14 protein-coding genes are annotated in these 12,740 nt (G+C 43.9%); 1 reads left to right on the top strand and 13 read right to left on the bottom strand.

From position 1 onward, the window contains the following. Positions 1-30: 30 nt before the first annotated feature. The gene (locus ACKTT1_RS11030) at positions 31-267 is read right to left on the bottom strand and encodes a Veg family protein (protein ID WP_412709623.1); all 237 of its coding nucleotides are present in this window, start codon (positions 265-267) and stop codon (positions 31-33) included. Between the two features lie 459 nt (positions 268-726). On the opposite strand from ACKTT1_RS11030, the gene ACKTT1_RS11025 reads away from it, so the two are divergent. Further along, positions 727-1,470, top strand: a complete 744-nt coding sequence (locus tag ACKTT1_RS11025) for a hypothetical protein (RefSeq protein ID WP_412709622.1) — start codon at positions 727-729, stop codon at positions 1,468-1,470. A 58-nt stretch (positions 1,471-1,528) separates the two neighbouring features. On the opposite strand, the gene ACKTT1_RS11020 is transcribed toward ACKTT1_RS11025, so the two are convergent. The 12 genes from ACKTT1_RS11020 to ACKTT1_RS10965 all read right to left on the bottom strand — a co-directional run bounded on the left by ACKTT1_RS11020 (position 1,529) and on the right by ACKTT1_RS10965 (position 12,723). After that, positions 1,529-1,957: a PPC domain-containing DNA-binding protein gene (locus tag ACKTT1_RS11020; protein WP_369018312.1), complete on the bottom strand. Its 429-nt coding sequence runs from the start codon at positions 1,955-1,957 to the stop codon at positions 1,529-1,531. Between the two features lie 91 nt (positions 1,958-2,048). Continuing rightward, positions 2,049-3,383: a GH1 family beta-glucosidase gene (locus ACKTT1_RS11015; protein WP_412710586.1), complete on the bottom strand. Its 1,335-nt coding sequence runs from the start codon at positions 3,381-3,383 to the stop codon at positions 2,049-2,051. Between the two features lie 56 nt (positions 3,384-3,439). After that, a complete protein-coding gene (locus ACKTT1_RS11010) occupies positions 3,440-4,162 on the bottom strand; it encodes an SDR family NAD(P)-dependent oxidoreductase (RefSeq protein ID WP_412709621.1) in 723 nt (240 codons plus the stop codon). Between the two features lie 3 nt (positions 4,163-4,165). Further along, positions 4,166-4,588, bottom strand: coding sequence for a VOC family protein (locus ACKTT1_RS11005; RefSeq protein ID WP_412709620.1), 423 nt, complete (start codon positions 4,586-4,588; stop codon positions 4,166-4,168). A 20-nt stretch (positions 4,589-4,608) separates the two neighbouring features. Further along, positions 4,609-5,598, bottom strand: coding sequence for a Gfo/Idh/MocA family protein (locus ACKTT1_RS11000; RefSeq protein ID WP_412709619.1), 990 nt, complete (start codon positions 5,596-5,598; stop codon positions 4,609-4,611). A 12-nt stretch (positions 5,599-5,610) separates the two neighbouring features. Further along, on the bottom strand, positions 5,611-6,447 hold the full coding sequence (locus tag ACKTT1_RS10995; RefSeq protein ID WP_412709618.1) for a carbohydrate ABC transporter permease: 837 nt from the start codon (positions 6,445-6,447) through the stop codon (positions 5,611-5,613). Beyond that, on the bottom strand, positions 6,437-7,348 hold the full coding sequence (locus tag ACKTT1_RS10990) for a carbohydrate ABC transporter permease (RefSeq protein ID WP_412709617.1): 912 nt from the start codon (positions 7,346-7,348) through the stop codon (positions 6,437-6,439). Before ACKTT1_RS10990 ends, ACKTT1_RS10995 begins: the two co-directional genes overlap by 11 nt. 63 nt (positions 7,349-7,411) lie before the next feature. Next, positions 7,412-8,668, bottom strand: a complete 1,257-nt coding sequence (locus ACKTT1_RS10985; protein ID WP_412709616.1) for an ABC transporter substrate-binding protein — start codon at positions 8,666-8,668, stop codon at positions 7,412-7,414. Positions 8,669-8,773: 105 nt separating this feature from the next. Continuing rightward, positions 8,774-9,598 (bottom strand): carbohydrate ABC transporter permease, encoded by an 825-nt coding sequence (locus ACKTT1_RS10980; protein ID WP_412709615.1) that lies wholly within the window; start codon positions 9,596-9,598, stop codon positions 8,774-8,776. A gap of 2 nt (positions 9,599-9,600) precedes the next feature. Then, positions 9,601-10,560: a carbohydrate ABC transporter permease gene (locus ACKTT1_RS10975; protein WP_412709614.1), complete on the bottom strand. Its 960-nt coding sequence runs from the start codon at positions 10,558-10,560 to the stop codon at positions 9,601-9,603. A gap of 19 nt (positions 10,561-10,579) precedes the next feature. Further along, on the bottom strand, positions 10,580-11,860 hold the full coding sequence (locus ACKTT1_RS10970; protein WP_412709613.1) for an ABC transporter substrate-binding protein: 1,281 nt from the start codon (positions 11,858-11,860) through the stop codon (positions 10,580-10,582). Between the two features lie 218 nt (positions 11,861-12,078). Then, complete coding sequence (locus ACKTT1_RS10965) at positions 12,079-12,723, bottom strand: ThuA domain-containing protein (protein ID WP_412709612.1); 645 nt, start codon at positions 12,721-12,723, stop codon at positions 12,079-12,081. Positions 12,724-12,740 lie beyond the last annotated feature (17 nt).

Here is a 12,740-nt window from a genome sequence, read left to right as displayed (position 1 = left end):
GAGAGGTAAGAAAAGTAGGGTGCGTATGTCTTACAGTACTTCTACTTCTATGGTTTTGGTGAGGATGTCCACGTAGTTAAAGGAGATGCGTTGACAGGAACCATCGACGTCCATGCGGAGCGTAAAGAAGAAAGGATACGCTTTTTCAACTGTTCCTCGGCGGGTTACCGTCCGTTTGCGGCCTTTGTTAACTTCGATAACTACCTCTTTCCCTATTAAAAGATCTATCCATTCTTTAATTTCTTCTATAGAAGATTGGGTGGTCAAGCAACATCCTTCCCGGGAAAAGTTTTTATAATTATAGCATTTTTGGCCTTTAAAAACAAGTGTTTGTGACGAGAGGTATGGTCTCAAAAGATTAAGAGAAGGGCGTGGTGGGCAGGAATGGTTTTAGTGTGCTTATAACCCATGAAGTGTGAACTCTATCTTAAGTGGCTCTCGGTTGTTCCGGAGACCTCATCTCTGTATTTACTGAGCGCTCTCGAAAAGCTCTTTGTCTACAATGTTTCTTCGAGTTTCACATTTTCACCACCCTGCGCAGCTGTGATTTTATCATACAACACAGAAGGCACCATAAAGGCTGCCAGGAGTGTTTCCACTTAGCATGCATTTTTGATTTGAGCGCAAGTTTTAGGTATCCACCAGTTTTTAAAGCTTGATAGTTTCAGAGTACTGATGGTAGTATTTTCAAAAGGTGCTACTGGATTGAGCAAGGAGGAGAAAGTAATGCGTAGTAGACTGCCTGAGAAGGTTGCCCTGGGTATCCTGCTTTTGGTTATCTCAGCTTTTCTTTACTGGTTACACTTTCTCATCTTCCGCGATGCTCACCACATTTTCATATACCTTCTGGGGGATATCGCTTTTCTGCCGGTAGAGGTCCTTTTGGTTGGCTTGGTGGTAGAGTCGCTCCTTGGAGAGCGAGAGAAAAGGAACCGTCTGGAGAAGCTCAACATGGTGGTGGGTACCTTCTTCAGTTTAGTGGGACGAAGGATGCTGGAGATGCTGGCTAAAGAAGACGCTGCTATCGAGGATGTGAAACCCCTCTTTGTGGTGGATGCCAGCTGGTCCAGAAAAGATTTTCAGCGTGCGCTGCTCAAGCTAAAGAATTATTCTCCTCAGCTTGTCCTGAGTCCTGAGGACTTGGAATCTTTACGCTCTTTTCTGGGTGAAAACCGGGAGTTTCTGGTACGCTTGCTTGAAAATCCGGTTCTCCTTGAGAACGAAAAATTCACCCAGCTTTTGCAAGCAGTTTTTCATCTTGAGGAAGAACTGCATTTTCGTGGCGATTTCGCCACCTTGCCAGAAAGCGATATCAAGCACCTCACCGGTGATGTAGAAAGAGCTTGGGGACACCTGCTCCGGGAATGGCTTAATTATCTTTTCTATCTCAAAGAGAAATTTCCTTACCTTTTTTCACTCGCTATTCGTACCAATCCTTTCAAGGAAAAATGGTCTCCGCTGGTGGAGTAGCTCAAGCAACAATAAAAGGCGTGCCCTTTAAAAACCACTGGGCACGCCTTTTATTCGCTCACTTTCCGAAGCGCAGCTGCTTCAGTCCTTCTTTGGTTATCTCGCGCTTCATCGGCGCTTCAGAGAGAACCCCGATAGCCATCTCGCACAGATACAGCACTTTGTTTCCATGTTCCAGGTGGCCTCCATAGGCACCTTTGACGTCGGATACCACAGCATGAATGTGGGGTTCTCCATTGGCAATTACCCCGTGAAGAGAAAGTAACTCAAAAGGTCCTTCGTATTTTTCGAAATGCTCTACCGGGGGAAGGCCGGTGGTGGTTACCCAGTGGAGATGCACCTCACTCAGGGTACCAAAGCCAGTCAAAACCACACCGTTTTTGATTTTTTCCTTTTGAATTACTTCTTCAACTGTTTCCAGCACATACTCTCCGGGAAAAATGCTGATTACCACCACATCTTCGATCTTCAAGCGTCCGTAATCCATTGCTTTGCCCTCCTGTAGTTAATGATTCAAAGTTGCTCCCTTTATTTTTCCAGATTTAAAGCTTAAAGTAAATAAAGGCTGTGTTGTTTTGCTATTCTTCCAGTGATATTTCATTGTTCAGGAATTTTTTGAACCAGCGGGCACTCTCTTTGGGTATACGCTTCAGGTTATCGTTGTAGTCCACGTAGAACAGGCCAAAGCGCTTGCTGTAGCCGTGCGCCCATTCGAAGTTGTCCATAAGGCTCCACACAAAATAGCCCTTAACGGGTACCCCCTGCTGGATGGCATAGTAGGTGTTTTTAAAGTGTTCTTTGAGAAAGTCGATACGTTCATAGTCCCGAATTTCACCGTCTTTCAATTCATCTTTAAAAGCAGCACCATTTTCGGTAACATAGAGGTCAATGGGTCCGTATTCCCTGTTTATTCTGACCAGTATTTCCTGAATACCCTGGGGGTAAATTTCCCAGCCCATGTCGGTGCGTTTTGCTTCCACTTTCACTGTTTTTGATTTCAAGATGCTTTTGGGATCATGGCTTACTACTTCTCGGGAGTAGTAGTTGACGCCTAAAAAATCTATTTTTTCACAAGCAACCTGGATGCTTTCGTAGTCCTTAGCAAAATCTCCATAAAGTTTTTGATATACGCTCAGGAGTTCTTGGGGATACTCTCCCTTAAATACCGGGTCCAGAAACCAGCGGTTGCGGTAGCAATCGCTCAAAATGGCCGCTTCTTTATCCTGCTCCGATTCAGAGGAAGGGTGTACTGGGTAAAGGTTGAGCACGATGCCGGTTTTACCGGATGGGTTTTCACTGCGGAATGCTTTAACCGCTTTGCCGTGTGCTACCAGCACGTTGTGGGCTACCTGGAGAGCTGTGCGAAGGTCTTTAATGCCTGGCGCGTGTTCTCCAAGTTCGTGCGCAAGAAAGGAGATGCACCAGGGTTCGTTAAAAGTGGCCCATAGTTCCACCCGGTCTCCCAGCTTTTTGAAGAGGAGCATTGCATATTCTAAAAAAGCCTGCACGGTATCAGTGTTGGTCCATCCTCCGTGAAACTGCAAGGGCTGGGGCAGGTCCCAGTGATAAAGGGTAAGCAGGGGTTTTATTCCCTGCTTGAGGAGTTCGTCAACCAGCGCATCGTAAAAATCGAGGCCTTTCTGGTTCACCTCGCCTTTTCCACAAGGGAATATCCGTGGCCAGGAGACCGAAAAGCGATAAGCGTTAACTCCGAGCTCTTTCAAAAGAGCAATGTCTTCACGGTAGCGGTGGTAGTGGTCACAGGCAACATCCCCTGTGGTGCCGTCTTTAATCTTTCCTGGAGCATGCGCAAAACGGTCCCAGATACTTTCGCCTTTTCCATCTTCATTGTAGGCTCCTTCTATCTGATAAGAAGCGGTGGCAACCCCCCATAAAAAATCGCCTGGAAACATTTCTCTTTTCACGGTCGTTTATTCCTCCCTTTTACCCTGCAAGCAGGTTCGTCAATCTACCAGGGCAATTCTCTGCCCAGATAGTCATAGAAAATGGGTCCTTCCAAGTCAAATTTTTGGGAAATAAAATTTTCGTAGATTTTAATAGCTGATTCTTCGGGTCTTAGGTCGGCTTCTAAATTTTTCCTACCTAACATGTAAGTTTGAAGGTAACCAGGATGAATGGCCAAAACTTTTACTCCGTATTCTTTAAGGTGGTTTTGCAAAATGGCCGATTGCATGTTTAACGCCACCTTTGACATTGCATATCCAAACTCCTTTTTACGCCAGCAGTTGGTTATGCTTGCTGCTTCTGAAGATATATTGATTATCATTTTCTTAGTGCTTTTCATTATTAAGTTGATTACTGAGTGAGTAACCCGAAGTGGTCCCAGGGCATTTATGTCGAAGGTACGTAACATATCCTCAAAACAGAGTTCTTCCAAGATGGTTCCCGATCTTTTTTCAAGATATACTGCTGCGTTATTGATCAGAACATCGATGAAGGAAGTGGTGTTTGCGATTTCTTTGGCGGCCTTTTTTACTGATTGGACGCTGGCTACGTCAAGAGGTACAATAAAGAGCCTCTCTGGAAATTTCTTTTTAAGTTCTTCAAGTTCTGGCCATTCGGGGAGAAATTGTCCTGCATAAACCTGATAACCCTTCTCAAGTAACACCCTGGTCAGCGCAAGCCCGAGCCCCCTATCTGCTCCGGTGATATAAGCAGTATGATTGGGCATTTACTACTTGCCCTCCTTGAAAGGAAGCAAAGCGAGTTCTCCTTGAACTGCTTCAAGCAGTACTCCATCGGGATCTTTAAAGAAGGCAATTCTTACTCCTCCGGCGGCGTCAAAGGGTTCTAAGGTTATTTCCACATTGTTCTCTTTGAGGTGCTTGATAAACTCGTCAACGTTATCCACTTTGAAGCCAAAGTGCTTTATGCCTATGTCTTGATTTTTCGTTTCCAGTAGGGGCTGGCCTTCCTCTCCTTCAAAGTGGAATAGCTCTATAACAGCGTTACCAGCATCGACGTAGACTAACTTGAACTTGCCTTCGTTCTGGGTTAACATGCCCCGAACTTTGAGGCCCAATATATCTCGATAAAAGTGTATCGAACGTTTAAGATCAGACACGGTAATCGTAACGTGATCAAAACCCTTAATCATGTTACATCCTCCCTTTCGTCTTATATAGGATTGTTAATTTTAAAAACAATGTTACTTTGCATTGATTGGTAGGCAGCTTCAACAAGCTGTAAATGGGCTAAATTCCTTACTAGGTCTATTTGGAAATTCCCGATGTGGATTTTTTCTATAAAATCCTTGATGCTTAAAAGGACAGAATCTTCGTAGGAGATTTTACCTATGTAAATTTCTTCTTTTCCTTGATAATTTCTAAGACGTAGAGAGAGGTTGTGATCCCATAAATAAAGGGTGCCTTGATCCCCATATATGTTTATACCCTCGTCCCACTTTGGAACCTGGGTACCCCAGCTGCAGACCATGGTTCCCAAAATGCCATTTTCAAAATGTAGATTGACTACCGCAGTATCTTCGCCTTCCATTTGCTGTAACACAAAGTTGCCTCCTTTGGCGTAGATTTCCTTGATGGGTCCCAGAAGCCATCTCAGGAGGTCAAAGCGGTGAGCACCTGAATCTATTAGGCAACCTCCTCCAGCCTGTTCTTTTTTAAGCCTAAATCCACCAAGCCCTCTGGCATTAGCTCTTGCGAAGCATTCCACCAGAAATACCTTACCTATTGCTCCCTGCTGGAGTAAAAGGTGGGCTTTTTGGTAATGCTCGTAGTAGCGCATGTTCAGGCCAGTGGTTAACAGCAAGTTCCTCTCTTGGGCAAGTTTGACCAGTCTTTTGCCACTTTCAAAATCGGTGGTCAAAGGCTTTTCGCAGTAGACGTGTTTGTCGCTTTGAAGGGCTTTCTCAGCCAGAGCGTAATGGAGGTAGTGCGGGATTGCAAGGGTTACCGCCTGAATTGTTTTATCGGTAAGTACTTCTTGATAAGAAGTTGTAAGATAGGTCACCTTATCATACTTTTCGGCAACTTGTAAAAGTCTTTTTTGGTCACGGTCACAGAGGGCGAGTTCCGATATTTCTTCTATTTTGCTAAGGGCACGAGCATGCAGTTCACCAAATCCAAGTCCGACAACGGCTACACGCATTCCCTTTTCACCTCAGCCCTTTATAGCCCCTGCAGTTAATCCCTTGATAAATTGTTTCTGGAGAATCAGGAAGGTAATTAAAATAGGTATTACAGCCAGAAACATGCTGGCACAGAGCGCACCCCAGTCAGTGGAGTAACGACCTACTAGGGATCGAATTGCTGGTTGGAGGGTTCTTTTTTCGGAACTCAGTATGAAGGTTGCGGCGTACATGAATTCATTCCATATAGTTACAAACTGAAATATAGTTACCGTAGCTATGCCCGGCTTAGCAAGAGGTAGGATTATTTTCCAAAAAGCTGTGAACTCGGATGCGCCGTCAATAATAGCTGACTCTCGTAGAACATCTGGAATGGTCATGAAGAAAGCGCGCATGAGAAATATGGAGAAAGCCATACTCAACCCTGTGTAGCTGAGAATCAGACCTGTTAGCGAGTCAAGTAGAGACATTTCCTTGAGCATCAAGAAAAGTGGTATCAGGGTTACCTGGGGCGGAATGGTCAGAGAGGCTATCAAAGCTAAAAATATTATGTTTCTTCCGGGAAACTTTATCTTTGCAAAGCTGTAGCCAGCCATGGTGGAGAACATTAAAATGAGTAGGATGGACACTGCAGTTACCAGCGCAGTATTTAAAAAATAATTTCCAATGTGAAGGTTTTCCAGCACAAAACGGTAGTTGTCAAGGATAAATTTTTTGGGCCAGAAAGGGCCTGCAAATATGCCTGCTCTCTTTTTGAAGGAATTGATTACCATCCACACTAAGGGGAATATCGTCAAAATTAGTATCAAAAAAAGAAGTAAATTCCTAAGCAGTTCCCCCAGAAGCCTGTCGAGGCGCCTAGTATTCAAGATTATCTACCTCCCATATGCGGAGCTGAACAATGCTTGCTATGACAGAAAAGATTAGGATCATCATGCCAATGGCGGCTGCATAACCCATGCGGGGGGTTCCAGTACCTATGCTTCCAAAAGCAATGGTGTAAAGGTAGGTTGCCATAACTTCAGTAGCGTGGTTTGGACCTCCGGTAGTCATGGCCCATATAAGGTCAAACACCTTAAATCCACCAATAACATTGATGATGACTACCACTGTGGTTACTGGACGCAGAAGGGGTACAGTAATAAAAAAGAACTTTTTCAAGGTATTAGCTCCATCCACGCTTGCCGCTTCATATATCTCTTTAGGAATGCGTTGCAGACCAGCGTAAAAAATAACCAGATAGAATCCCATGGATTGCCACAGTGAGACCAGAACTATGCACAAGAATGCCCACTTAGAGTCAGCAAGCCAGAGTTGTTTTAGAGAGGCCAGTCCTACCTTTTCTAATAGGGTGTTCAGGAGTCCAAAATTGGGTTCAAATATTAAAGCCCATAAAGTACCGGTTATGATAAAAGAAATCACGTTGGGTATAAAATAGGTTACTCTGAATAAGGTGTTTAAGAAGGTGTTTCTGGCAAGCATTGCTGCAAGGACCATAGGAATGATGGTTTGTAAGATAGTTGTGGTTAAAGTGAAAATGAGGTTGTTTTTAAGCGCAGTCCAGAACACTGGATCGTGAAAAAGATTGATGTAATTACGTAAACCGACAAATGTTCTCTCACCGTAACCATGCCAGAAGCTTAGGCTCAATCTCACCGCGTCCAGGGAAGGATAAACCACAAATACCGTGAAGAAGACAAGCGCTGGAAGAATCATTAAATAGCCAAAAATGTATTTTCTTTTTTCAAGAGAGGATATTTTTGTTCGCAACTGTATCACCACTTCCTTTTTCTCTGGAGGGGGAGCCTGTAGGCTCCCCCTCCAGAGGCGTTTTTATCTGCTGCGTGCTCTCTGTACGTCATTTTCAATCTGAGCAGCTGCTTCTTCAGGAGTGAGCTGACCTCCCATCAGGCCCTGTACCGCATTGGCGACGGCGTCCCAGCTTCCCTCGCCATACAGTATATGAGGTGCACCATCTTTGAGCCAGGAAGCCATTTTCTTAACAATTGGGTTTTCCAACCCTGCCAGTATCTCTGGCATTGCTGGCATACCTCGGGCTTCTATCATGGCTTCGGTGTAGACTTCCGGACTATACATGAACTTCAGGAATTCGATAGTTTCTTTGATGTGTTTGCTTCTTGCAGATATAGCTAGATTGGCTCCGCTCTCATTGCCAGTCCAATGCCGTTTTCCAGGAGCATAGGCTGGGGTTTCAAACACATCCCAATTGAAGCCTTCAGGGGCTTCTCTGTCAATGGTGACCGGCAACCAGGAACCACAGTAGAACATAGCTCCCTTGCCCATGTAGAACATAGTGAGTGACTGGTCGTAGGCAAGACCATTTATACCTGGGGCAAACACTTCTTCTTTCACCAATTTTTCTACCAGTCGGAGAGCTTCAATTACCGGCTCACTGTTCCAGCTTACTTTGCGTTCTGGGTTCAGGCGACGGTCTAAGTCGAGCACCAAAGTTGGGTCATCGGTTACCTGAGTAATTAGGGGTAGGAAGAAGTCACACCCCAGCCATTTGTCTCTATTGCCAAAAGGTAGAGGTTGAATGGAACTGTCCATGGCACGGATGGTATGAGAAGTTTCGATGAGTTCGTCCCAGGTTTCAGGAATTTTAAGCCCCATTCGTGCGAAAATGTCTTTATTGTAGAAAATACCAAAAGTTTGAGCTGTCCAAGGAAGTGAGTACAGATGTCCGTTCCAGGTGAATTGCCTAATGGTGCCAGGAGTGAAACGGCTTAGAAACTCTTCATCCAGGTACTGATTTAAGTCAAGAGAAACTCCGGCTTCACCAAGGCTTCTCACCATTACGTGCGGACCAAAGATGTCAGGTTCGCTACCACCAGCAACAGCTGCTTGGAGCTTCTGCAAGTACTCGTTGAGGCTGAAAATTTGTTGTTCAACGCGTATATCAGGATGTGCTGTATTCCATTTTTCAACAATTTTGGGAAAAGCGGTCTGGAAGTCGTCAAACCAAGTCCACATCCTTATGGTTATAGCATCTTGAGCCCAAATTGCAGAAGTCAGCATTCCAACCGACAACAAAACAACCATTACTAAAATAAGCAGTGTTTTACGCATGGACTTTACCTCCCTTCAAGGTTTAAGGTTTACTGCTAACCTAAAAACTTAATTTTGAATCCGGCTATCTTTAATTTTCGTTATCACCTCCTTCGCGGTGGGGATTTACTGTTTGATGGCTCCAGCCAAGAGACCAGCCACAAAATAACGCTGTAAAAGTACAAAGAGCACCAGAACAGGCAAGGTTGCCAGGACGGAACCAGCCATGATGCTTGCGTAATCTACAGCGTAAAGTCCCATAAAGTTCGCAAGGGCGATAGGTACTGTAAAGTGGTTGGAGTTCCGAAGTACCACCAGGGGCCAGAGAAAATCATTCCAAGCATAGGTTGAAAGCAGTATGGCGCACACTATGAGAGAGGGCTTGCTGAGTGGTAAAGCAACTCGCCAGAAAATACCAAATTCAGTACACCCGTCTATGCGTGCTGCATCCATTAGCGCATCTGGTATGGCAAGCATCCCTTGCCTCATAAAGAATATGGTAAGACCATTGGCTGCAAAAGGGATTATGACTGCCTGATACGTGTCCATCCATCCAATTCGAGCCATGAAAGCATAAAGTGGAACAACAAAAGCGTACATCGGGATCATCAGAGTTGAAATCACCGTTGAAAAGATGATTTCTCTCCCCCAAAAGCGGTATTTTGCCAGCGCGAAACCAGCCAGGGAACTTATAAAAAGCCCTATTAAAGTATAGAAAACAGTGATTAGGACACTGTTTAAATAATACCTGAGAAAAGGCACGGATTTGAAAAGCTTGCCGTAGCTTTCCAGAGTCCATTTTCGGGGAAGAATGGTGGGAGGGAAGGTAAACATTTCTTGTCCTGGCTTAAACGAAGAGGCAATCATCCATAGGAAGGGTAACATTATGAGAATACCTCCCAGAGCAAGGATGACTAACAGTATTAATTTGGTTAACTTAGCTTTTGACATGCTTATTCTTCCTCTCTAAATAGCTTTCTCTGTAGAAAGGACAGACCGAAAATTATGCCTCCCAGGAACAAGCCCATTGAGGCTGCATAGCCCATTCTTAAAAATGAGAAGCCAGTTCGGTATAGATACAGTGCTGGTGTAAGTGTTGTGTCTCCCGGTCCACCACCTGTAAGGAGAAAGGGCTCTGTAAAGAGCTGATATGAACCTATGATAGTGATGACAATAACAAAAGAGGAGATGGGCTTTAAAAGAGGTAGAGTGATATAAATAAATGTTTGTAGTTTGTTTGCACCATCAATTGACGCACTTTCAAACATTTCGTTCGGTATGGCTTTCAGGCCTGCAAGAAAATAGAGAATATCTACCCCCAGATAACGCCAGGCCGAAAGGATAATTATGGAACCAAGAGCCAGATTTGGCTGCTCCAACCAGGAGAGGGGTTTTACCCCTATCCAGCTAAGCATTAAGTTAGCAAGACCAAAGTCTCGGTCGTAAATTAACCGGAAAACGATGGCAACTACCACCAAACTCACTACAGAAGGAGTGTAATAGGAAACCTGAAAGAAATTTCCTAACTTTTTATCTATCGAATTAATTGCAACGGCCAGCAATAGAGAGAAGGGTATTAAAATTATAAACCAGGCGACGGCGAAATAAGTGCTGTTTAACAAAGCCTTAAGAAAACGTGGATCTTTTAGGAGGTTTATATAGTTTTCTATTCCGCTAAAGCGTGTGGCGTCCAGCCCCTTGAATTCGTAAAGACTCATGCGTATTGCCCCGACTACTGGATTAAGAAAGAACAGGGCAAAAAAGACCAGAAAGGGCGTTACAAAAATGTAGGGTGCCCATTTCTTCTGAAAACGGTGATAAGATTTGAAACGAGCTCTGTATTTAGTTATTTTTCCGGGGGAATCGTCTCCCCCGGATTTTTCTCTAGGAAGCGAATGTTCCCGGTTTGCCATTTTGAAACAGTACCCCTTTTTATTTCAATTTCCGGAGTTCATCGGCGGCTTCTTTAAGGACCGTTGCTGGATCTTTACCTTGTAGAGCTTCCAGAATGATTTTACGGTTCATCAAATCTGTAGCTTCAGGCCAGGTAGGAGCTAAATAAAAAGGTGGTACCTGAGAGGCCATATCGACGAGAACACGTGCTACTTTTTGTCCTCCAAAGTATGGATCTGGGACATTGAACTCTTCAGCATCCACCAGGTCTTTGCGAGGAGGTATCATGCCTGTCTGCTTGTAAAAGGAAATAAGATTTTCCCGATTTTCAAGTAGAGCGTAGGACAAGAAACGCAAGGCTTTTTCGTCGGATGTGGTGCTGGCTGGGATTACAGAGAGCATGGTTCCTCCCCAAGTTGAGGAAGCATAACCCCCAATTTCCCAGGCCGGTAGAGGTTTTATCCTCCACAAACCTTGCTGGTTTGGTACGTTGTTTTTCAAGAAACCTATATACCAGTCTGGACCAAAATCCGACACCACTTGAGAGGCTTGGTAAGGGGCCCACCATGCTGGAGAACTAACATCTTGGGAGGAGGTATTAGCTATTTTATGTTTCAAAACCGCATCAACATAGTATTGAAGAACCTGCTTAGCCGTGTCATTATCCAAAATTACATTTGCTTCTTGGTCAAAAACACCTCCTCCAGTCTGTATAAGCCACATCCAGAAATGTCCGAACTCGGAATTGGCACTTGCTCCGTTGCCCAATTGCAAAGCGTATTTGCCTTGGTTTTTGAGTTTTAGAGCGGCTTCGGTAAAATCGTTCCAGGTTTGGAGGGCTTCTGGGTTTACGCCTGCTTCTCTGTATACATCTTCACGATAGAAGAAGGCAGCGGGAGTAAGGTCAAAGGGTATGCCATAAATAGAACCCTTAAAGGAGAAGGGAATCAGTCTTGATTCAAATATTTTTTCCCGGTAACCCGACTTTTCAAGGTAAGAAGTTAAGTCTAACAGCTTTATCTTTTCTCCACGATAAAATTTGGCTACTTGGCTTATTTCTATGGTAGCCAGATTAGGAGCACCCACGCCGGTTTGGATTGCTATCAATAAGTTGTCGTGCATTTGCTGGTAGGGATATCCCTCTACTTCTACTTTGGTATCGGGGTTGGCTTTTTCAAAAGCCGTTCCTACCTCTTTAAGCCAATCAGTAAATGATCCGAAAGACCATACCTTGATTTCAGTGGTTTGTGCCCAGCTAACTTGAACAAACAAGAAACTTACAATAGTCATTAAAAACACTATTCCCCGTTTGCGTTTCATTCTCTTTCACCTCCAAATTGACTGTTAGTGTTAAGTGTGTTAGGCAGGCAACTTCAAAATATCGGTAAGTTAAGGTTTTTGTTCTTTTCACCTCCCTTCTGTTTTTTGACAACGTTGTCAAAAAACGCAAACATAAAAATGAGTTTACATTTTCAATTTAAAAATTATTTATCACAGCTTCTTTAATCTTGTCAATAATACATTTTTAATACATTTCATCATGTTTTTTTAATTATTAGCTCGATGCTTTGTAGCAAAATATCCTGGTAGGATTTGTTTTCGAAGCTTTTTTGAGAATGGCCTGGCATGAGATAGATCACTTTTGCAGGGCCAAAGTTCGTTATCCACCCTGCAGGAAAAACCTGGTTGTTGCTGTTTCTGTAGTGCAGAAAGATATTTTTTACTGAAAAGTTGTCAAACTCGAAAATATAAGGTTCGTCCTCGAGTTCAAAGGAGACATCGGTTGTTTTAATTGGAGGGACGGATTGTTTTTCAAGCGAAAACTGGAGTTTTGCAATAGGAGGATGTTCCAAAAATTGAGCTCCTATGATATGTTTGAACTCATGCCTTGCTTGGAGTGATATGCCACAGTGTATTACCAGTAGGCCTTTGCCCGTAGATAGGTATTTTATCAGGTTGCTGGTCTGCAAATCGCTTAGCGGTTTTTCCCATCTGTCAAGGTAGGAAATTATAAGCTCGAATTGCTCGAGCTCGGAGTAGCAACCGAGAATTTCTTCGTAATTATCGGAAAAAAGGGGTTCAAAATGCGACTGCAAAATGTTTTTAATTACTGGTTGTACTGCACTTAGTGGGTGATAGGGTGCTTTTTCATTGTCGCCCATTATCAAAAGTTTGGGTTTCATAGCGTTCACCCTTACAA

The organism is Atrimonas thermophila (genome assembly GCF_045864955.1).
Classification (GTDB): domain Bacteria; phylum Atribacterota; class Atribacteria; order Atribacterales; family Thermatribacteraceae; genus Thermatribacter; species Thermatribacter velox.
The sequence above is the reverse complement of the archived record's forward strand: the minus strand, read 5'-3'. Positions and strand labels throughout refer to the sequence as shown.